19 protein-coding genes are annotated in these 20,226 nt (G+C 58.7%); 9 read left to right on the top strand and 10 right to left on the bottom strand.

The window, feature by feature from the left end:
- The first annotated feature begins 583 nt into the window (after positions 1-583).
- Together F550_RS19450 and F550_RS0114900 are read left to right on the top strand one after the other, a co-directional pair.
- Complete coding sequence (locus F550_RS19450; RefSeq protein ID WP_018149380.1) at positions 584-811, top strand: hypothetical protein; 228 nt, start codon at positions 584-586, stop codon at positions 809-811.
- A gap of 161 nt (positions 812-972) precedes the next feature.
- Positions 973-2,109, top strand: coding sequence for an acyl-CoA dehydrogenase family protein (locus F550_RS0114900; protein WP_083911014.1), 1,137 nt, complete (start codon positions 973-975; stop codon positions 2,107-2,109).
- Between the two features lie 18 nt (positions 2,110-2,127).
- Here F550_RS0114900 and hemN read toward each other — a convergent pair whose 3' ends face one another.
- The 9 genes from hemN to ccoN all read right to left on the bottom strand — a co-directional run bounded on the left by hemN (position 2,128) and on the right by ccoN (position 11,388).
- Positions 2,128-3,474, bottom strand: coding sequence for an oxygen-independent coproporphyrinogen III oxidase (gene hemN, locus F550_RS0114895; protein ID WP_018149378.1), 1,347 nt, complete (start codon positions 3,472-3,474; stop codon positions 2,128-2,130).
- 76 nt (positions 3,475-3,550) lie between these two features.
- A complete protein-coding gene (ccoS, locus tag F550_RS0114890) occupies positions 3,551-3,712 on the bottom strand; it encodes a cbb3-type cytochrome oxidase assembly protein CcoS (protein WP_018149377.1) in 162 nt (53 codons plus the stop codon).
- Complete coding sequence (locus F550_RS0114885; RefSeq protein ID WP_018149376.1) at positions 3,700-5,931, bottom strand: heavy metal translocating P-type ATPase; 2,232 nt, start codon at positions 5,929-5,931, stop codon at positions 3,700-3,702. Before F550_RS0114885 ends, ccoS begins: the two co-directional genes overlap by 13 nt.
- Positions 5,928-6,434 carry a FixH family protein gene (locus F550_RS18730; protein WP_018149375.1) on the bottom strand — a complete coding sequence of 169 codons (507 nt, stop codon included), beginning with the start codon at positions 6,432-6,434 and terminating at the stop codon, positions 5,928-5,930. Before F550_RS18730 ends, F550_RS0114885 begins: the two co-directional genes overlap by 4 nt.
- A gap of 1 nt (position 6,435) precedes the next feature.
- Positions 6,436-7,893 (bottom strand): cytochrome c oxidase accessory protein CcoG, encoded by a 1,458-nt coding sequence (gene ccoG, locus F550_RS0114875; protein ID WP_018149374.1) that lies wholly within the window; start codon positions 7,891-7,893, stop codon positions 6,436-6,438.
- Between the two features lie 12 nt (positions 7,894-7,905).
- A complete protein-coding gene (gene ccoP / locus F550_RS0114870) occupies positions 7,906-8,793 on the bottom strand; it encodes a cytochrome-c oxidase, cbb3-type subunit III (RefSeq protein ID WP_018149373.1) in 888 nt (295 codons plus the stop codon).
- Positions 8,786-8,947, bottom strand: coding sequence for a cbb3-type cytochrome c oxidase subunit 3 (locus F550_RS0114865; protein WP_018149372.1), 162 nt, complete (start codon positions 8,945-8,947; stop codon positions 8,786-8,788). Before F550_RS0114865 ends, ccoP begins: the two co-directional genes overlap by 8 nt.
- Before the next feature lie 11 nt (positions 8,948-8,958).
- The gene (gene ccoO / locus F550_RS0114860) at positions 8,959-9,726 is read right to left on the bottom strand and encodes a cytochrome-c oxidase, cbb3-type subunit II (protein WP_018149371.1); all 768 of its coding nucleotides are present in this window, start codon (positions 9,724-9,726) and stop codon (positions 8,959-8,961) included.
- Between the two features lie 12 nt (positions 9,727-9,738).
- Entirely contained in the window at positions 9,739-11,388 is a 1,650-nt protein-coding gene (gene ccoN, locus F550_RS0114855; protein WP_018149370.1) for a cytochrome-c oxidase, cbb3-type subunit I, read from the bottom strand.
- A gap of 193 nt (positions 11,389-11,581) precedes the next feature.
- Between ccoN and F550_RS0114850 the strand changes: the two genes are divergently transcribed.
- The 7 genes from F550_RS0114850 to F550_RS0114815 all read left to right on the top strand — a co-directional run bounded on the left by F550_RS0114850 (position 11,582) and on the right by F550_RS0114815 (position 19,774).
- Positions 11,582-11,839, top strand: coding sequence for a hypothetical protein (locus tag F550_RS0114850; RefSeq protein ID WP_156807958.1), 258 nt, complete (start codon positions 11,582-11,584; stop codon positions 11,837-11,839).
- Between the two features lie 117 nt (positions 11,840-11,956).
- Positions 11,957-13,084 carry a two-component system sensor histidine kinase NtrB gene (locus F550_RS0114845; protein WP_156807957.1) on the top strand — a complete coding sequence of 376 codons (1,128 nt, stop codon included), beginning with the start codon at positions 11,957-11,959 and terminating at the stop codon, positions 13,082-13,084.
- Positions 13,077-13,700: a response regulator transcription factor gene (locus F550_RS0114840; protein WP_018149367.1), complete on the top strand. Its 624-nt coding sequence runs from the start codon at positions 13,077-13,079 to the stop codon at positions 13,698-13,700. Before F550_RS0114845 ends, F550_RS0114840 begins: the two co-directional genes overlap by 8 nt.
- 308 nt (positions 13,701-14,008) lie before the next feature.
- A complete protein-coding gene (locus F550_RS0114835; protein WP_083911012.1) occupies positions 14,009-16,606 on the top strand; it encodes a TonB-dependent receptor in 2,598 nt (865 codons plus the stop codon).
- An 8-nt stretch (positions 16,607-16,614) separates the two neighbouring features.
- Positions 16,615-18,084 (top strand): MFS transporter, encoded by a 1,470-nt coding sequence (locus F550_RS0114830; protein WP_018149365.1) that lies wholly within the window; start codon positions 16,615-16,617, stop codon positions 18,082-18,084.
- A gap of 193 nt (positions 18,085-18,277) precedes the next feature.
- Complete coding sequence (locus tag F550_RS0114825) at positions 18,278-18,901, top strand: TetR/AcrR family transcriptional regulator (RefSeq protein WP_018149364.1); 624 nt, start codon at positions 18,278-18,280, stop codon at positions 18,899-18,901.
- A 99-nt stretch (positions 18,902-19,000) separates the two neighbouring features.
- Positions 19,001-19,774: an IclR family transcriptional regulator gene (locus F550_RS0114815; protein ID WP_018149362.1), complete on the top strand. Its 774-nt coding sequence runs from the start codon at positions 19,001-19,003 to the stop codon at positions 19,772-19,774.
- On the opposite strand, the gene F550_RS0114810 is transcribed toward F550_RS0114815, so the two are convergent.
- Positions 19,771-20,100, bottom strand: coding sequence for an L-rhamnose mutarotase (locus tag F550_RS0114810; protein WP_018149361.1), 330 nt, complete (start codon positions 20,098-20,100; stop codon positions 19,771-19,773). The genes F550_RS0114815 and F550_RS0114810 overlap by 4 nt on opposite strands.
- Between the last annotated feature and the right edge of the window lie 126 nt (positions 20,101-20,226).

Genomic DNA, 20,226 nt, shown 5'->3' with positions numbered 1-20,226 from the left:
CGTATTTCCACGATCGAAGGCAAGGAAGGCCTGAATTGACGATACGAAAGCCGATATCTCCAGCGAAACGCGGCAGCCCCCCCCCCCCCCACCCTCTCGAAAAATCAAAGTATAGACCCAAGAGCCTCTTCACTGGGATTTTCAGAGGAACTGGGCTTAAGCGCTTTTGGGGTGACATTGGGAACGTCGACCGCCAGGCGTCCGGTCGCCACGTCACCAATCGGGCCGAAATTGGCCACTGGATTGACGCCTACCTTTAGCGTCCTTTTCCCAAGTTTTCCGACGGGGGCTCTACAGAAGACCTCCAAAACCTTCTCCGCGAAAGATACGCGTTCGGTCCCTTGCAAGTGCCCATAGGATAAAGCTATGGCGCCTTCTCCATAGCTTTATCCTATGGGCACTGTTGGAACTTCGTATTGTTCACGAGAGCCACCGAACCTTAACCATACTCAGCCCGCGCCTCTGAACGTCGAGGGTTCTTTATTCTTATAGGTTTCGCCAGCCTCCATGCTTCAGGCCGCCGCGCGCTCGAAATTGTTGTCTGAAACCGCAACGTCAGCCTCTTTTCCGGGACCGTAAGAGAATGAGCGAAACAACCCAGGGCCCGCGGAACTTTCACGCCGCTGCCTCCGACGCCATCGGGAGACGCTTCGGGTCCTTCGCCTACAGGTCTTTTGTCCTGATGTCGCTGACAGTGGTCTACACCTTCAACTTTATTGATCGGATCCTGATCAGCGTCGTCAGCGTGCCGATCATCAATGAGTTCGAGCTTTCACAATTCCAGTTGGCGAACTGGAAAGACCGTCCGTAGGCCTTGCCTGAACTACCCATAAAAACGAACCGCCCGGACTTGGTCTCCGGACGATTTCATTGTGCCGTGATGCGGGTGCGCCTATCTCGCAGTCAGCCATTTGGTTGGCTTCCGTAATTGTACGCATTGCAGGGCATGTTTCGACGCCGTGTAATTTAACGATGTACACTGCAACCCGCACTTGCGCCCCCGTTCGTTCTCCTCATCAGCCCTCAGGGCTGAGCGATGCGTTCAAAAATGAAGTGCAGGCTTTCCTGTCGGCATCGCTCACAGACACGCTCCGCGAGGCCGGGAGGAAGACGACAGGCCTCAAGTCGGATCCGGCGGCGTGCAAGGTCTGGCGCGATGCGCTGGCCCAAAAGGGATGGCTGGTCCCCGACTGGCCACGAGTTTACGGCGGAGCAGGCTGGACTTCCGAAGAGCGCCTTTATTTTGAGAATGCCTGCGCCGCCAATGACGCACCGATCCTCATGTCCTCCGGCGTGCGCACGATCGGCCCATTGGTCATTGCCTTGGGGAATAATGAGCAGAAAGCGCGCTATCTGCCCGCCATCCTCAATGGCACACATGAATGGTGCCAGGGCTTCTCTGAGCCGCAGGCGGGGTCTGACCTGCCCGCGCTGGCCTTGCGGGCGGAGCGCGAGAGCGACCAGTTCATCCTGAATGGCAGCAAGCTCTGGACGAGCTTTGCACAGTCCGCGACCCACATGTTCCTGCTGGCACGCACCAACCCTGCAAGCCGGGGCCGCGATGGCCTCTCTTTCCTGCTGGTCGAAATGAGCCAGCCCGGCATCGAGGTCAGACCGATAAAATGTCTCGATGGAAGCCATGAAGTTTCGGAAGTGTTTTTTGACAATGTCCGAACGCCCGTTTCTGACAGGATTGGAGAAATCGACGAAGGCTGGGCCGTGGCAGGCCAGTTGATGCAGATCGCCCGCTCCAACAATACAACGACTGGCACGCTCCGGCGCGCCTATCGAGCGGCTGAGCGCCATGTCGCTGGCCTTGACAAGAACGAGCCGCCCCTGGCCGCGCAACTATACAGTCTTTCGCGCCGGATCGACGAGTTCGAAGCGCTTGAGGCGCGGCTGGCTACAGCACCCGGACGCCAAGCGTCCTCGATGATGAAACTGCGCGCCACTGAGTTACATCAGGCTATCACTGAAGTTGGCCTGACTGCGGCGCCCCTGTCGTCATTCGCAATGGACAAGTATCTTTCAACCCGCGCCGCAACGATCTATTCCGGCACGAGCGAGATCCACCGCAACGCCTTGGCGAGAATGATCGGCTGCCCCTGACGGGTCACAGGCGGTCCGTTATCCCGCGATCGCGTGGCGCTCTGCAGTCTGAACCAGCCGGGCGTCGAGCGTTGCAGCGACGTTGCGAATGAGCAGCTTCACTTCCTGAGGGATGCTTACCCGCATCCCTTTCAGTCTGCACAGGCCGCGCGTTTCGAGCATTTTGAGCCCTTCCATAGCATCACCAAACACGCCCGGCGTCGCGCCGAACTGGCGCGCAATCTGACCAAGGTCCACGGAAAGGTTGCATAACAGATGCTCAATCGCATGGGCGCGCATCCGGTCATCATTTGTCAGCGAAACACCACGCGCAATCGGCAGTCTGCCAGTGGTGACCGACGCCCGCCAATCCAAGAGACCTTTATGGGACTGGCCGTACCCTTCCGGAAACCGTGAGATCGACGTCTGCCCGATACCTATAAGATAGGGGCTCGTATCATCAGTATAGCCTTGGAAGTTGCGACGCAGGCATCCATTCTTCGCTGCTTGCGCTAGCCAGTCGCCGGGCCGCGCATAGTGGTCGAAACCGATCGATTTGTAGCCGGCGGCCTGCAGCACACCTTCTGCCGCCTCAGCCTGCAGCATTCGCTCGGGCAGCCCGGGCAGGTCACTTTCTCTGATGGCTCTCTGGTGCTTTGCGAACCAGGGCACGTGCGCGTATCCGAAGACAGAGACACGGTCGACGCCAATATCGGCGCAGTACTGGGCGGCGTCTTCTATGTCGCTGACTGTCTGCCTGGGCAGGCCATACATAAGGTCAGCGTTCAGCGCCTTGATGCCGGCGCGCCGCAGATGCGCCACGGTGCGCGTGATGTCAGGTTTCGGCTGTATGCGGTTGATGGCGGACTGAACGACCGGGCTAAGCGTCTGAATTCCAAGGCTCGCCCGCGTCACACCCGATGCGGCCATGACCTCAATCATCGCATCGTTCAGGATGCGTGGGTCAAGCTCGACCGAAAACTCGTGATCCGGATCGACGTTGAACGCTTGTTTCAGATAACGGAAAAGCCGGGTAAAATCTGCGGGCGACAAGGCGTTTGGTGTGCCGCCACCAAAATGCAGGTGCGTCAAGCGCGCCCGCCCTGCACGTTCTGCCCAGAGGTCGATCTCTTGTAGCAGGACGTCGAAATAGGAGGCGATCCGGTCATATCCGTTCGGCACCGACGTTGTGCAGCCGCAATACCAACAGAGCTTGCGACAAAAAGGAATATGCACATAGACTGAAAGCGGTGCACTGTCGGGCATATCTGCGAGCCAATCACAGACATCGTCGGCGCCAACAGAGGCGCCAAAATCGACCGCAGTGGGATAGCTTGTATATCTTGGAACCTGTGCTCCGGCGAATTCGATCCAGTCGTCGCGCAAAAATCTGTCTCCACACGCTAGTTGCCTGGCACAGACCTTATTCGCGGACCGGAAACCGGTCTCTAGGTAGGGCTACCTAGCTGCGCTCAGTGAGCGGCTCATCCTCATCAAGCAGGATACGTGCAGCGTCTCCCTGGGGGTCATCAAACTGGCCTGAACGAACCGACCAGATAAAGGCGCCAAGTCCCATCATGCCCAGCAACAGGGCAACCGGGATAAGGAATGTCAGCATTTCCATAGGTTGGCCCTCCAACTAATGTGCGGCCGGAGCGCGTTGAGCGTCACAACAACAGAGGAGGCCGACATCGCAATGGCCGCCACCAGCGGCGTCGCAAAGCCAGCAACTGCGATCGGAACCGCAATCAGATTATAGGCAGCGGCGAGCGCAAAGTTCTGCCGCATCCGAGCGCTGGCGACGCGGGCGCCGTCGATAACCGTTGGAATGGCGTCAAGACCAGCGCCCGTATAGACCCCGTCGGAGGCAGACTGGCTGACATCCATTGCACCGCCTGGGGCAAGCGAGGCATGGGCAAGCGAGAGCGATCCGGCATCATTTAGCCCATCGCCAATCATCAGTACCTTGCGCCCGTCTGCTCTTAACGCCTCTAAACGATCAACCTTGTCCGCCGGGCTGGCCTTGGCGCGCCAGCTTTCGATACCGAGCTTGGCCGCTATTTCAGCCACAGCTTCTGCACGGTCACCTGACAGGATTTCCAGGGATGCCCCTCGGCGCCTGAGCGCCTCTGCGATATCGGCCGCACCGGGACGGAGCGCATCTTCGAATGTGAAGCAGACGGGCTGTGTATGGCCTTCGCCATACCAGAGCTGGAGCCGCGCATTTGCAGGCGCCGTCATTGCTCCAACCCATTCGGCCGACCCCAACCGGCAGCGAACGCCGTCAATCTCTGCTTCCAGCCCGAGGCCGGCTCGCTCCTCTACCCGTGGCGCGACCTCACCGGGGCCGGCTGCCGCCACAATGGCCCTCGACAGGGGATGGCGAGAGACACGCGCCAGCCGTGCAGCCCGGGCAACGACATCGCTCATACCTTCCGCCTCGACCAGCTCTGGCACGCCCAGCGTCAATGTGCCGGTCTTGTCGAAAACCACGTGATCGCACTCGGCTATTCTCTCCAGCGCGTCCCCCGACCGCAGGAAAACGCCTTTTCTGAACAGCCGCTCGGAGGCAACCACCTGCACGGCAGGCGCTGCGAGGGCCAGCGCGCAAGGGCAGGTAATGATCAGCGTGGACACAGCAACCATGAGGGCCTGCCCGATATCCGCCCCGGCCACGAGCCAGCCGGCAAATGTCAGCGCTGCGGTGGTATGAACCAGTGGCACATAGAGCGAGCCGGCCTTGTCAGCGATCCGCCGGTAGGTAGACCGCCTCTGCTCTCCGGCTTCAAGCATCCGCCCGATCTCGGACATGAGCGAACCATCCGCGTCTGCAAGGGCCCTGCCCTTGATCGCCTGTGACAGATTCACCGTACCGGCATAAAGCCGCATGCCTGGCGTGACGGCGCGCGGCACGCTCTCACCCGAGACCATGCTTTCATCGGCGTCGCTGTGGCCATCGGTAACTTCCAGATCAACGAGAACGCGCTCTCCTGCAGCGACCAGTATTGTGTCACCCGTAAGAATGTCCGCTGCTCTCACAGACCGCGCCGAACCATCCCGTTCGAGGCGCGTCGCCGAGCGGGCCTGCAGCAAGGCAAGCTCCTGAGCCGCCATATGTGTGCGCCGTCTCAGGCGGGCATCAAGAAAACGCCCGATAAGCAGGAAGAAGAGCAGCATTACGCAGGCATCGAAATAGGCGTGCTCACCACCCCTGATCGTTTCCGAGATGCTGACCCCTAGCGCAAGCAGAACCGCTAGTGAAATCGGAACGTCCATATTGGTGTGACCGCGGCGCAGGACACTCCAGGCCGACCGGAAAAATGGTCGTCCTGCAAAGAGCGCAGCTGGCAAGGCAATTGCCCCGGAGGTGGCGTGCATCGTTCGGCGCGTCGCTTCACCCATCTCTCCATGGCCGGACCAGATGGAAACAGACAGAAGCATGACATTTGCTGCCGCAAAGGCCGCGACACCCATGGCGATCAGCAGTGTTCGTTCTTCAGACTTGGCCGCCCCTTCACTGGCATCCGCGTCAAAAGGGGCTGCCCCATAGCCCAAATCGCTGACGCAGGTGGCAATCCGGTTTGCATCGAGCCCGCCTTGCCAACGAACGACAAGCCGCCCCGTGGAGAGATTCAGGCGGGCCGACTGCACCCCGTTAAGTGCGCGGACGGCACCTTCGATCTTACCAAGACACCCTGCGCATTTGGCCCCCCGTATCGAGAGGTGGAGCGTCTTTTCGCTGCCTGATTGCCGGACAAAGGCGCCTACATCGCCGCCTGTCTGGTGCCCAGCCGGCGCGAGGCCATTTGGACAGCCTTTCATCACATCGCCCGTCAACGTCATGGGATCACAACTGTTTTCCGGGCCTGCGCGACCCCGTCCTGATCAGCCGTACTGGCCTTGACCAGAACGTCCCAGCGTCCTGGAGCGAGATCAGGCAAGGCCGCAGAAAAGACGCCACCCGGTTCGTCCGGCGACAAGGTGAGTTCGACGTCATCATGACTGGTGACCGCACGGCGCATGGTCGCGGTGACAATCAGCTCGCGCCTCGCCATAGCTTCCGGCGCGTCCATCTCAACTCTCAGCCTGTCACCGGCCACGCCGGCGCGGATCTTCCAACCAGCCGCAACCTGCTCTTTTCGAGCTTCAAGCGTGTCATTGTAATCGAGGCCCTGAACATAGCTCTTCTTTATGTCCTCGCCCGGAAAGCTGGTGATCGCATTGTAAAGGAAGACCCCATTCACCGCGAACATCACGCCGAAGAAGGCGAGAAAGATCAGGAGAACATGCCATCCCTTCAGCTTTGCCTCAGGGTCTTGGCGATAAGGGGTTGCTGCAGGGGTCATCTCACTCTCCTGGGGCCATGAAGCTTGTACGGTTCGTGTGGATTTCGCCGGTCTCGACATCTGTGAGCACGAGCTGGAAATGCTGGCGGCCATCACTGGCCTGCTCTGGGGTCGTCACCAGCAGCCTGTAGCGGTCGACACCGTTCGATGCGACAGGCAACAATATCGGTTCACCGGCGACCGTCTCGATACCGACAACTTTGAGTGTGAACCCTTCATCGTCGGCGATGCTGATTTCCATCTCGCGCGTCTCGCCCGCCTTGTTGACCAGCTTCAAGGTGTAACCGTTCTGGATAAGCCCGCTCGACAGGCGCACATAAGGCGGCGAGCGATCCTTCAGCACATTTACTTCAATCGTGCCGCGATTGAGCAGGCCAAAAGCCATCAGGCTCGCGATTGCCGTCATCAGGACGAAGTAGAGGACCGTGCGCGCCCGCACGAGGCGATACTTCGGCTTCATACCAACCGCCCGCGCCGCCACGGCGGTGTCGGTATCATAGGCAATGAGGCCGGTTGGACGCCCAACCGTCTTCATGATCCCATCACAGGCATCAATGCAGAGGGCGCAATGGATGCACTCCAGCTGCGGTCCATCGCGGATATCGATCCCGACTGGACACACCTGGACACATTGCTTGCAGTCGATGCAGTCGCCCCTGCCCTGCCAGCTTTCACCCTTGCGGTGGGGCCCGCGCGGTTCGCCGCGGTCATATCGATAGGTCACATTGAGGGCGTCTTCGTCGGTCAGCGCAGCCTGAATGCGCGGCCAGGGGCAGAGATAGGTACAAACCTGCTCACGCATCGTGCCCGCCAGCGCGTATGTCGTGAAGGTCAGCAACCCCGCGAACCAATAGGCCGAAAGCGGTGCCTCGCCGATAAAAAAGGTCTGTGCGATCAATCGTGCGTCGTGGAAGTAAAGAATGAAAGCACCGCCCGTCACGAAGGCGATGAGGACCCACACGATATGCTTGCCGATCTTGCGCGCGGCCTTGTTCAGCCCCCAGGGCGCCTTGTCGAGCCGGATGCGCTTGGCCCGGTCGCCCTCGAAGGCGCGCTCCACCCAGATATAGAGGTCGGTCCAGACGGTTTGCGGGCAAGCATAGCCACACCAGACCCGGCCAAACAGCGACGTTACAAGGAAGAGACCAATGGCCGCGAGGATCATTAGTCCAGCAAGATAGTAAGCCTCTTGCGGCCAGATCTCGATCCCGAAAAAGAAGAACCGCTCACCAGCAAAATCAGCCAAAACTGCCTGGTCGGGAACGCCTGCACCCCGCTCCCAGCGCAGCCAGGGAATTAGGTAATATACCCCCAGCAGCACGCCCATTGCGACCCATTTTACCGTCCGGAACTTGCCATGGGCAAGCTTCGGATAGATCTGCTTGCGCTTGGCATAAAGGTCCTGCGGTGGCGGGACAGGCGGCGGCGAACGCGAGGGAATGAGGTTGATTTGCGGCATGGCAGGTCCCGCCTATTCCCCGCCGCCAAGCGAGTGCACATAGACAGACAGCGCCTTTATGGTCGCATCGTCCAGGCGCTCTCCCCATGCGGGCATATGCGCGTTCCTGGCATTGTATACTGAGTTGTAAACCTCGTCGTATTCACCGCCGAAAAGCCAGTCCTGATCGGTCAGATCTGGCGCACCGATCGTCTTGTCTCCTTCTCCGTTCGGTCCATGGCAGGACGCGCATTGCGCCGCGAAGATGTCTTCGCCCCGACCCGCCGCGTCGTTATCATCATCGCCGCGCCCGGACAGCGTCATGACATGGCTGACAACATCATCGATCTCGGCGCGCGTAAGAAGCCGGTCGCGCCCAAAGGCAGGCATCGCGGAAAAGCGTGTCTCCGGGTCTGGATCGTGGCGAATACCGTGGCGAAGCGTGTATTCGATTCCATCCAGCGTTCCCGACCAGAGCCAGACATCGTCCGCCAGTGTCGGATACCCCTTGGCACCTCGTCCGCCTGCGCCGTGGCAGGTTGCGCAGTTATCGCCAAAAGCGCTTTCGCCAGCGGCCATGGCAAATTGCTGAAGGGAGCGGTCTGTCTCGATTTCTTCGAGACTTGCATCTACGAGCATACTGCCCGTCCCCGCCCGTCCGGTCCGCAGGTCGTCGATCTCTGCAGCGACGTTCATACGGTCCGAATGGCCACCAATACCGGGCGTGTTCGTGCCAAGCCCCGGCAGCGCCGGAATGGCAGGCATGATCACCATGTAGACAATCGAAAAGGCGATTGTAGCATACCAGATATAGAGCCACCAGCGCGGCAGCGGATTGTTTAGCTCCTTGATCCCATCCCATTCATGACCTGTCGTCTCGACACCGGTCGGCTGGTCGATATCCTTGTTGTGATCACTCATCTCCGGGCTCCCGGTCTGACAGAGGAAGTTGGGCTGCTTCATCGAAGCGTGTCTGGTTGCGAGGCCAGAGGGCATAGACGAGCACGACGGCGAAAATGGCGACGAAGTAGATGAGGCCGCCTGTCTGGGCGAAGCTGGAAAGTAGTTCGTACACGGTCAGTCTCCCTAGCGCCGGTTCATGAGGTCTTCGGCTTCGTAAGTGGAGAAATCCACGAGCGTGCCGGTCATCTGGAGGTAGGCCACCAGTGCATCCATCTCGGTGATACGGTCTGGGTCGCGGTCGAAATCGCGGATCTGCACAGTGCCTTCGCGGCCCGATGCCTCCGTGTACCTGGCGACAAGCGCATCCTGTTCGTCAAAATAGATGTCAGGGTCGGCTTGGGCCTGAAGGTCGATCTTCGCGTTCTCGATCATCTCGTCGGTGTAAGGCACGCCGACCATACGAAGAGCTTTCAGGTCCTGTTCGATGTGGCGATAATCGAGCGACTTATCCGCAAGAAAAGCATAGGGGGGCATGATCGATTCCGGCACAAGCGCGCGCGGGTCGATCAAGTGATCGACATGCCACTCGTCAGAGTACTTGCCGCCAACCCGCGCAAGATCTGGCCCTGTCCGCTTCGACCCCCACTGGAATGGATGGTCATACATGCTTTCAGCAGCCAGCGAGTAGTGGCCATAGCGCTCCACTTCATCGCGAAGAGGCCGGACCATCTGCGAGTGGCAAACATAGCAGCCTTCGCGCAGGTAGATATTGCGGCCCGCCACTTCCAGCGGCGTATATGGCCGCATGCCTTCGACCTTCTCGATCGTATTCTCCATGTAGAAGAGCGGCGCCATCTGGATGATCCCGCCAATCGACACCACAACCAGAATGCCGATGGTGAGGAGGAGCGAATGACGTTCGAGCACGCCGTGATTGTTGAGAAGTCTCATCTCTCAGGTCTCCTATTCGGCAGGTTGCAGGGAAGCGGCGGCGGGCGGGTTGCTCACATCGGGCGCACTGGCAGACTGGTTGATCCGCTCATGCCCCATTGCAGTCCGGACCAGATTGTAAGTCATGATGAAGGCACCAGCGAGGTAAAGCAGGCCGCCAGCCGCACGGATGATATAGCTTATATGCTTGGCCTCGACTGTCTCCACGAAGCTGTATTCGAGGAAGCCGAAATCGTTATAGGCACGCCACATCAGGCCTTCCATGATCCCCGCGAACCACAGCGAAACGATGTAGAAAACGATGCCGATGGTCGCGAGCCAGAAATGCCACTCGACAAGCGGTAGAGAATAAAGGCTCTTACGTTTCCACAGCCACTGGGTGAGGCAGTAGAGCGCGCCAAACGAGATGAAGCCAACCCAGCCAAGCGCACCGGAATGCACGTGGCCGATGCCCCACTCGGTATAATGGCTTAGCGCGTTCACAGCGCGCACCGACATAAGCGGGCCCTCGAACGTCGCCATACCATAGAAAGCCAGCGAGACCACCATCATCCGGACAACCGGATCGGTGCGCAGCTTGTCCCAGGCGCCCGACAGGGTCATGACGCCGTTGATCATGCCGCCCCAGCTTGGCATCCACAGCATGATCGAAAAGGTCATGCCGAGAGTTTGCGCCCATTGCGGCAGCGCCGTATAATGCAGGTGGTGCGGGCCGGCCCAGATATAAATGAAGATCAGCGACCAGAAGTGGACGATGGAAAGCCGGTAGGAATAGACGGGCCGGTTCACGCGCTTCGGAATGTAGTAATACATGATGGCAAGGAAGCCGGTGGTCAGGAAGAAGCCGACCGCATTGTGACCGTACCACCACTGGGTCAGCGCGTCCTGCACCCCCGCAAACAGCTGGTAGCTTTTCGCCGAGCCGATCGAAACTGGGACGGATAGATTGTTCACGATGTGCAACATCGCGATGGTCACGATGAAAGACAGGTAGAACCAGTTGGCCACATAGATATGCGGCTCTTTGCGCTTCCAGAGCGTGCCGAGAAAAACCAGCAGGTAGGCAACCCAGACAACGGTCAGCCACAGGTCGGCATACCATTCAGGCTCGGCATACTCCTTCGACTGCGTGATCCCCATCAAATAGCCGGTCGCGGCGATGACGATGAAAAGCTGGTATCCCCAGAATACAAACCAGGGGAGCATGCCGCCGAAGAGACGCGCCCGCGTTGTTCTCTGGACGACGTGAAAGCTAGTGGCCAGCAGGACGTTACCGCCAAACGCGAAGATCACTGCAGAGGTATGCAGCGGACGCAGCCGGCCAAAATTCGTGAACCCCCACTGCTCGAAGTAGAAGACGTTAGGCCAGGTCAGCTGGCACGCGATTATGACGCCAACAAGAAGCCCAGCAATCGCCCAGAGCATCGAGGCGAAAACGCCCCATTTGACCAGTGTGTCTTCATATTTCGTCTCATCGAACGGATCGCGATCGCCCAGCTTGCCAGCCCAGAGCGCGATGCCGATCAGCCACGAAAGGACAGCGCCGAAAAACAGGGTCGCATGGATCCCCATCAGTCGATCCATCGCGTTGGCGGCGATAAATATGGCGAGGACGGCAAAGCCTATAAGCATACCGGCGACCGTCACGGTACTCGTGTCCATGCCCTCCCGCTTGAGATACGACGTGCTCAATTCTGCCTCCACTGCATGCTCTGGGGCTGTCGTAAATCCACGAGACAGCCCCGCTCCATGGCGGAGGAATAAGACAGGCCACGGCGCGCCGTTATACGGGCTCCTACGTATGGGCCAGCCTGTCGCACTATGGCTTATTGCCCCTCAAGAGGAGTGCGATGTGATGAACCGAATGATTGTCTTTCTTGCCGGCTCTGTTGTGACGTTGATGGCCTTTCCAATTGTGCTGAGCCATCATGAACAGGCTGAAATCATGGCGCTTGCCTGGTGTTCGGCAGCTGGTAATGCAGCGCCACAGACCGGTCTGTTCGGCGCTCATTGCGCGGCCTGTCCGGCTCTGATCTTCGGCCTCGTCGCCATGCTGGCCGCATGGGTCTTGCCGCTTCGGGCCTCCGCCCGAAAGCATGTACCAAACGGCTGAACATGACCTGCACCATTCCAGAGCAAAGTATATTGACCTTTGCGTCCCGCATGTCCCATTCCGGTGGACAGCAACGCGGAGACCTTTGCGCTGACATCCCGGAATCTGATAGTCGACATGGCGGAGATGGACGTTGATGCGCTCCATCAGCACTTCCGCTCGATCCTGCAATCGGTGCCGGATGCGATGGTTGTCATCAACGAAACCGGCATCATCACGGCATTCAGCCGCGCGGCCGAAGAGCTATTTGGTTATAGCTCCGAAGAGTTGCTCGGGCAGAACGTCAAAGTGCTCATGGCGCCCCTCGAAAACTCCCAGCACGACGAATATATCGCTCGATACCTACGCACCGGTGAGCGCCGGATCATCGGGATTGGCCGTACAGTTACGGCCCGGCATTCCGACGGCACCCTCTTCCCGATCGACCTCAAGATTGGCGAGGCGAATATCGGCGGGAATTATCTGTTCACAGCCTTCATGAGAGATCTCACCGAACAGCGGCGCAACGAGACGCGCATGAAAGCCTTGCAGGCAGAAATCGTGCATTTCTCGCGTCTAAGCTCTGTCGGTACTATGGCATCGGCGCTCGCTCATGAGCTCAATCAGCCACTAACGGTCGTTACAAACTACCTGGAAGCGGCAAGGGATCTGCTCGAAACGCCTGATCCAGAAACCATGAAGATGATCCAGCAGGCGCTGGACGAGGCGGCGAAGCAATCGGTGCGGGCTGGCCAGATCGTCCGGAAGTTGCGCGATTACGTTTCGCGCGGCGAGGTCGAGAAGCGCCCAACGGCGCTGGTACCGCTGCTGGGTGACGCAATTGCGCTGGTTCAGGCCGAAATGGGAAAGACATCCGGCCAGATTACCGTCAGCGTTTCTGAAGATGTCGCCGAAATCCTCGCTGAGCCGATCCAGATCCAGCAGGTCGTCATCAACCTCGTCAGAAACGCGCTGGAAGCGATGGACGGAGCCGCCGACGCCTGCGTTCAAATTGATGCCCGCCCTGCGAGCGGCGGCGTGGTCATGATATCCATCGAGGATAACGGGCCGGGCATAGACCGCGAGGTTGCCGATCAGTTGTTCCGGCCGCTCGCCAGTTCAAAGGCGACAGGAATGGGGCTCGGCCTGTCAATCTGCAAGACGATCGTAGAGGCCCACGGCGGTACGATCGAAGCGATGCCCGGCAAAAATGGCGGGACGCGCTTCGTCTTTACCGTCGAAGCTCTGGAGCTGCAGGATGACTGAAACCGCAAAGCCCCTCGTTCACCTCGTCGATGATGACGAAGCGGTTCGCCATTCGGCCAGCTTCATGCTTCGTCTTGCTGGCTACCGTGTCCAGACCCATAAGGACGGCGTCAGCTTTCTCGCCGACGTCGATACGCTGGAAGATGGCTGTATCCTGCTGGACGTCCAGATGCCCCAAATGAGTGGGCTGGCCGTACAGAAAGAGCTGAATGCCCGCGGGATTGTCATGCCGGTTGTTGTTCTCACCGGCCACGGAGATGTTTCCGTTGCGGTGCAGGCCATGAAAGCCGGTGCCCTGAATTTCGTCGAGAAGCCGTATGAGAAACAGGTTCTCCTGAAAGCCCTCTTAGAAGCCTTCGCTCAGCTCGACAGCCATTCTCGCGGTGCCATGCAAAAAGCCGATGCGGAAAAACGCCTCGCACATCTTACGCCCCGGGAGACCGACGTTCTGGAAGGCCTGGTGGAGGGCCTGACCAATAAGGCAATTGCAAATTCGCTGGAGATTTCCCCTCGCACGGTCGAGATTCACCGCGCGAACATGATGGAAAAGCTGGACGTGGACAGCCTGTCCGCCGCCCTCAGAATCGCATTCGCCGCGGGGCTCCGAGACGGCTGACCGAAGGCGCTCTAGAGCGCGAATTTCTTGTAGACAACCGCCCGCACCTTTCGCGGGGACGCAGAGACAGTTTTGCCGTCGTCCGACAGCACGGCTGCTCCCCACCTCTCAAACCTGAAGACCAGATTCCGCAAGTCCCGTACCCGCACGACATGGGCGGGATTTTTGATGGTCCTCGGAGCAACCTCAGGCCCCCCATTTACGAGAGCAGTCCTGACTGCCCTTAGGTAACTCTATTCAACTAGATTAATATATCCTACTCTCTTGGAAATCCTGGTCGGAGAACCGGGAACACATGGGAGGAATATATGAGACAGAGATCATCTTTGCTGGCGGCTGCAAGCCTGACTGTTCTTGCGGCTTTCAGCGGCGCTGCCATGGCGCAAGAGCAGGCCAGCGATGAAGCAGTGCCTGCCGCACAGGACGAAGAAGACGGCGTGCGCAAGCTCACGCAGGTCACCGTGACCGCCGTGAAGCGCGAACAGAACCTGCAGGATGTTCCTGTCTCTGTGACGGCTTTCACAGCCGACCTTCGCCAGGAACTCGCGCTCGACAACCTCGGTGACTTTGCCCGCTTCACCCCGAGCCTTGCCTATTCAGCCGGCGACGACCGCGTCTTTATTCGCGGTGTCGGCCGTCAGACCAACACGAACGGATCTGATCCCGGCGTCGCCACCTATTCCGACGGCGTCTATGACGCGTCGACGCGAGCTGTGTCCAAAAGCGACTTCTTCGTAGAGCGCGTTGAAGTTCTGCGCGGGCCTCAAGGCACGCTCTATGGACGCAACTCGATTGGCGGGGCGATCAATGTCATCTCCAAACGTCCAACCGACACCTTCACGACCGAAGCACGGTTGGAAGCGGCCAACTATGACACCGTCACTGCCGAGGCTGCTGTTTCGGGCCCGATTACCGACAGGCTACGTGCAAAGCTCGGCCTGTCCTACGCCAACCAGGACGAAGGGTACTTCGAGAATGTAGCAGGCGGGCCAAACGAAGCCGGTGCCCAACAGAGCTCGTATCTCGAACTCCAGCTGGAAGCCGATCTGGCAGATAATTTCTCAGTCTGGCTGAGAGCTGACACGGCGCAGAGCGATCTTCTCAACCGCACCACCAATCTTGCTGGTCCTTATGATGTTTCCCCTGTTCCGACGGGGTACCTCACTCCCGGCGCAGCTTTCGGGTATTCGCAAGCCAATCTTTTTCTGGCGGGCGATGTCACCACGAACCCGGGCCAGAGGGATATTCGCAAGTTCAATGTCGACACGTCGACACGCTCCAGTCTTGACGACGATTACGGAATCTCGGCCATCGCGACGTGGAACCTCGACAATATCGATATCAAGTATCTCGGCGGGTATCGGACTTATTTCTACAATTCATTCCGTGACGACGACAGCACCAACGTTCTTTCCTATTCCTTTCCTCTGGACGCACCCAATCCAGCCGCGGGTGAGGTCTTCCTGGGCGGGCCGAACTGTCAGTTCCTGCGCGTTGCCCTGGGCCCGGTTTGTACCCCGGCCACGGTTTTCCCGCAGCGCACATTCGACTACACTGAGGACAAGGAGTTCTGGAGTCACGAGCTGACGGCGCAATCGTCAGGCGATAGCGCCTTCTGGTGGATCGTCGGTGCCTATATGTACGACGAGAACTTCCTTCAGGAGTCGCACTTCGGCAACGCCGCCCAGCCGCAGCTCCTTGCGCCCGTTGGCGGGCCAGCCAATCCGAGCGGCGACTTCGTAACGGCGATCTCGGACATCAACACCAAGTCCTATGCGCTGTTTGCGCAAACCGACTACTCGATCACCGACACGATCACCCTGACGGGCGGCCTTCGCTATTCGATGGACGAAAAGGAAGGCTCCGAGTTTCTTCGGGTTATCGCCTATGGCGTTATTCCAGGCTTCACCGTTGGCGGCTCAGGTAATCTCGCGCCAGCGCTTGATCTGACGTCCTCGACTGTATCGAACTCAAACGCGCCGGGTGTGGCGAGCCTCGTAACGATCGACCCGGTTACAGGTCTGGCACAACGTGACCTCTCTGGAGAGTGGGATGCGGTATCCGGCACGGCGGGTATTCAGTGGCAACCCGATGCGTCCAGCAACTACTTCCTTCGCTATAGCCGGGGGTATAAATCCGGCGGCTTCAATGCGGGGGGGATCAGCCAGTTCCCGCAAACCGATGAGGAGCTTCTTGATGCGGTTGAGATCGGCGCCAAGAAATCGTTCGGCACGAATTTCCAGCTGAACGCGACAGCCTATTCCTATTCCTATGATGGGTTGCAGGTGCCGCTAGATGTTATTGAAAACGGCATCCAGCTCACCCGTTTCTTCAACCTCGAGGATTCGCGGGCCCAAGGGCTTGAACTTGAAGCAACCTGGACACCTACCGACGCTCTGCGCGTGCTTGCGACATATGCCTATAACGACTCTGAAGTGCGCGAAGCGTGCTGCTTTGTGGACGTCGCAGACCCCCTGGCCCAGCAGCCAGGCGCCCAGCCATCCGGGCCTGCCGTAGGGGCAAACCAGCCACAGGACCTGAAGGGCGAAATGCTGCCGCGGACGATACCCAACAAGTTTGGCCTCAATGTCAGCTACGACATTCCACTGGGCGCTCGCGGCGACGTGACAGTATCGGGCAACTATTCTTGGCGCGACGAAACCTATCACGGCGTCTTCAACCGGTCCTACACCCAGACCCCATCCTACGATCAGGTGGACCTCATCGGCCTTTGGAGGAATCCGGACGATACGCTGCAGATCATGACATATGTGAAGAATGTCTTTGATGAGCAGGGTTTTGACGGGGCGACCGGCACGCTCCGTATCCAGCCATTCGGCGTGTCGCAGACCCTCTACCTGACACCGCCGCGCACATACGGTGTCCAGCTCCAGCTCAAATTCTAGCTGGTAGAATGGAGACCGCAGCGATCCGGAAAGCGGGCAAACTGCCCTGGAGAACCAAGCTTGTTTATGGTGTTGGGACCATCGCGTTCGGCATCAAGGACAATGGCTTTAATGTCCTCCTGATGATCTACTACAACCAGGTCGTCGGCTTGCCGGCGGCCTGGGTAGGTCTCGCCATCATGATCGCCATGGTGGCCGACGCCGTCCTCGACCCGGTCGTCGGGCAATGGTCTGACAGCTTTCGCAGCAAGTGGGGCCGGCGGCATCCCTTCATGTATGCCTCCATTGTTCCGGTTGGCATTCTTTACTTTCTTCTGTGGTCGCCGCCGAACGGGGCATCGGACACGATGCTGTTTGCGTATCTTCTCATTCTGACGAGCGGCACGCGCATTGCCATCGGCATCTATGAGATCCCATCGACGGCGCTGCTAGCAGAGTTCACGCAGGACTATCATGAGCGCACCGTACTGGTGGCCTATCGCTTTTTCTTTGGGGTGGTCGGCGGCATCCTCATGGGTGTCTTTGTTTTCAGTGTCATCTTTGCCGATGACCCAACCGCGCCTGGCGGTCTTTTGGACCCGTCCGGATACCTGAAATATGCCGCCATAGCTGCGCCGCTGATGGCGATCTCGATCCTGGTTTCGACGGCTGGCACACACGGCCGTATCGCCACTTTGGTGGCACCGCCGCCGCCGCCAAAAGAACCGCTCATCCAGACGGTCCGGAACATGATGGGGACGCTGTTTCACCGCACAAACGCGCCGCTTCTGCTCGGCAGCATCTTCGGTTCGATGTCCGGCGGCCTGAGCGCCGCGCTGAATATCTACATGCAGACCTATTTCTGGGAGCTATCGTCGAGACAGATTGCGCTGCTGACATCAAGCGGCCTGCTCGGTGTCTTGCTGGCTTTCGTCGTCGTCCTTCCGCTCTCGAAGCTTTTCGGCAAGAAATGGACGACCCTGACCCTCTACTTCATTACCATGCTGACGGTCGTCGTGCCTGTCGCGCTACGCTTGATTGGCCTCTTCCCGTCGAATGAAAGCGCCGCGCTGGTGCCATTGCTCTTTGCATTCACGACCGTGACAATAATGGCCGTGATAGCCGCCGCGATCCTGACCGCATCCATGGTCGCCGACGTGACGGATCAGATCCAACTCAAGACAGGCCGCCAATCGGAAGGACTCATCTTTTCCGCCACGACATTCGTCAACAAGACTGTGTCTGGCATGGGCATCCTGGTCTCCGGACTTTTGCTGACATTGGTCGGCTTTCCTGACGATGCTCAACCCGGCGCCGTCGAGATGTCGACGGTCAATGAGCTTGCGATCGTATTCGGGCTGTCGATCGCGGGCTTCGTAACGATGGCCCTCATCATCATGAGCTTCTATCCGGTCAGCCGTGCAGACCACCAATTTGCGGTGGATGAGCTTGCGCGCCGACGGGCCGAAGGGCTTTCTCCGCAGAAAGGAGCGCCATGAGCTGGCTGGAAAGGCAGATCACTGCTTCGGATATGAGCAGAGCGGGTCTGACCTTCGAGGCAATGCTGGTAACCACGCCGCATAGTGTTCAACCCTGATATACGGACCACGGTCGCCTGGCTGCGACCTGACGAGACGAAAAATGGTAAAGAGACCGAAATCCGGCACAACAAAGGGAGGCCAAGACGCATCCATGCAGCGCCCGGAAATCAAATATCCACGTCGAACAGAACGTCGTCGTCGCACACGCGCAGCGATTTTGAAGGCGGCAGGTGATCATTTTCGCAAGGACGGGTACGCGACGACCACGATGCAGGCGATTGCCGACAGCGCAGACGTCCACGTCACGACCCTCTTCCTGCACTTCAAGACGAAAGCCGATCTTGCCCTCAGTCTGGTTCAGAACCGGATTGATGCGCTCCGCCAACGCGCGTTTGACGCGCGCGGATCGACTGGTTTCTTCTCATTCTTTCGCGCGGAAGCCCTGAACCGGGCAAAAACGCTCTCTGAAGAAAAGGACCCTGAACTGACGTTCTGGAATGCCTTGCAGACGGACCCTGATCTGGCGTTTGCGTCGACCACATTTGACGCCGACCAGACCGATATCTTCGCACGCTTCGTCGCCGAGGAATTCGAGCTGGACCGGGAGAGCGATTACCGGCCCGATCTGGTCGCGGGTCTTCTGCTGTCTGCGACAGATCTCGCCTATCGCAAATGGCTCAATTCAGGTCGCCGGTCAGACCCGGTTGAGGACATATCGGGCGCGCTGGACACAGCCGAACCCGCCGCGCAGCAAATGCTCAGCCTTGATGCGTGAGACGGTCGCCCTCGTTTCTAGCCTTAACACATACGATATGGATCGAAGCGGCCGGTTCATATACAAAACAGGCATTCTGGATATCAGGCTGCCCACTTAATGACTGACGCCCCCTATAAAGCGCCGGCCCTTGAGAAGGGCCTCGATATTCTGGAATGTCTTTCCAGTGTGCGCACGCCGCTATCGATTGCTGAAATCGCCCGCACCATTGGACGGTCCCGCAATGAGATCTATCGCATGATCGTCGTGCTGGAGATGCGCGGCTATGTCGAGCGCACCGAGGACCCGGAGAAGCTTCAGCTTTCCAACCGCCTCTTTGAGGTCGGCATGCGGTCGCCGCCAAAGCGCGACCTGCATGAAGCGGCCCTTCCCGAAATGTCAGCACTCGCCGCTGAGATGATGCAGTCTATTCAGCTGGCGGTCGTCAGCTCAGACCAGATCGTCGTTATTGCGAGAACGGAAAGCCCGGATGATGTTGGCTTCAGTGTAAGACTGGGCCACCGTCGCTCCATCCTGAATTCGGCGTCGGGCCTCGTCCTTTTTGCGTTTGCTGCCCACGCTCAGGAGAAGCGCATCCTGGAATACCTGAAGACAAGCGGCACCTCACAGGCCGAACTAGATGCGCTCCAACAACACGCTGTCAGTATACGCGAAGCGGGCTATGTCTGCATGCCGTCGCGCATGGTCGACGGGGTCACAGACATCGGTGCGCCGGTTTTTGATTCCACCAGCGAGTCCGCTGTCGCCAGCCTTACCGTCCCATTTGTCGTTACGCGGCGCACCAGGATTTCGGTGAATGACGCGCCCGCTTTTGTCGCGTCGGCTGCCGATCGGATCTCTAGTGCCTTGGGGCACGTCCCCCAGACAAACTAGTCGAGATGAAAGACTTCTTCCATCGGCACCCACCACTCGCCCGGCGCGGCTGATGCCAAGGGCTCTTGGCACGGATCGGTCACGGCCCACCATCGACGGGTCTCAGCATCTTCCGCCATACGGGCCATATCAGCCTCGAAATCGGTGCCGTGGTATTCGTAAATACCGAACAGGATGTTCTCTGGCTCTCGCAGGTAAATACTGTAGTTTCGGATATTGGACGCGGTGATCTGCCTCAGGATCGCTGGCCATGCATTTGCATGTAGCTCCTTATATTCAGATATCTTTTCCGGCTTGAGCTTTATCATCCAGGCTTTGCGTTCCATCCACACTCTCCCTCCGTCGTCTGATCTTTAAACGCCCTCTAAGACGTTCGCACTGAATAGCGATACTCCACATTTCTATTCATATACAAACATCATGCTTGCATATGAAACGTCCTAAACGTACAA

This window comes from Henriciella marina DSM 19595 (genome assembly GCF_000376805.1).
In the GTDB taxonomy this organism is placed as follows: domain Bacteria; phylum Pseudomonadota; class Alphaproteobacteria; order Caulobacterales; family Hyphomonadaceae; genus Henriciella; species Henriciella marina.
The sequence above is the reverse complement of the archived record's forward strand: the minus strand, read 5'-3'. Positions and strand labels throughout refer to the sequence as shown.

Excerpts from the sequence above, each read along its gene's own strand:
- F550_RS19450 (WP_018149380.1), top strand. The coding sequence starts at position 584 with ATGAGCGAAACAACCCAGGGCCCGCGGAACTTTCACGCCGCTGCCTCC.
- F550_RS0114900 (WP_083911014.1), top strand. The coding sequence starts at position 973 with ATGTACACTGCAACCCGCACTTGCGCCCCCGTTCGTTCTCCTCATCAG.
- ccoS (WP_018149377.1), bottom strand. The coding sequence starts at position 3,712 with ATGGAAATGCTGACATTCCTTATCCCGGTTGCCCTGTTGCTGGGCATG.
- F550_RS0114885 (WP_018149376.1), bottom strand. The coding sequence starts at position 5,931 with ATGACGTTGACGGGCGATGTGATGAAAGGCTGTCCAAATGGCCTCGCG.
- F550_RS18730 (WP_018149375.1), bottom strand. The coding sequence starts at position 6,434 with ATGACCCCTGCAGCAACCCCTTATCGCCAAGACCCTGAGGCAAAGCTG.
- ccoG (WP_018149374.1), bottom strand. The coding sequence starts at position 7,893 with ATGCCGCAAATCAACCTCATTCCCTCGCGTTCGCCGCCGCCTGTCCCG.
- ccoP (WP_018149373.1), bottom strand. The coding sequence starts at position 8,793 with ATGAGTGATCACAACAAGGATATCGACCAGCCGACCGGTGTCGAGACG.
- ccoO (WP_018149371.1), bottom strand. The coding sequence starts at position 9,726 with ATGAGACTTCTCAACAATCACGGCGTGCTCGAACGTCATTCGCTCCTC.
- ccoN (WP_018149370.1), bottom strand. The coding sequence starts at position 11,388 with ATGGACACGAGTACCGTGACGGTCGCCGGTATGCTTATAGGCTTTGCC.
- F550_RS0114850 (WP_156807958.1), top strand. The coding sequence starts at position 11,582 with ATGAACCGAATGATTGTCTTTCTTGCCGGCTCTGTTGTGACGTTGATG.
- F550_RS0114845 (WP_156807957.1), top strand. The coding sequence starts at position 11,957 with ATGGCGGAGATGGACGTTGATGCGCTCCATCAGCACTTCCGCTCGATC.
- F550_RS0114840 (WP_018149367.1), top strand. The coding sequence starts at position 13,077 with ATGACTGAAACCGCAAAGCCCCTCGTTCACCTCGTCGATGATGACGAA.
- F550_RS0114835 (WP_083911012.1), top strand. The coding sequence starts at position 14,009 with ATGAGACAGAGATCATCTTTGCTGGCGGCTGCAAGCCTGACTGTTCTT.
- F550_RS0114830 (WP_018149365.1), top strand. The coding sequence starts at position 16,615 with ATGGAGACCGCAGCGATCCGGAAAGCGGGCAAACTGCCCTGGAGAACC.
- F550_RS0114825 (WP_018149364.1), top strand. The coding sequence starts at position 18,278 with ATGCAGCGCCCGGAAATCAAATATCCACGTCGAACAGAACGTCGTCGT.
- F550_RS0114815 (WP_018149362.1), top strand. The coding sequence starts at position 19,001 with ATGACTGACGCCCCCTATAAAGCGCCGGCCCTTGAGAAGGGCCTCGAT.
- F550_RS0114810 (WP_018149361.1), bottom strand. The coding sequence starts at position 20,100 with ATGGAACGCAAAGCCTGGATGATAAAGCTCAAGCCGGAAAAGATATCT.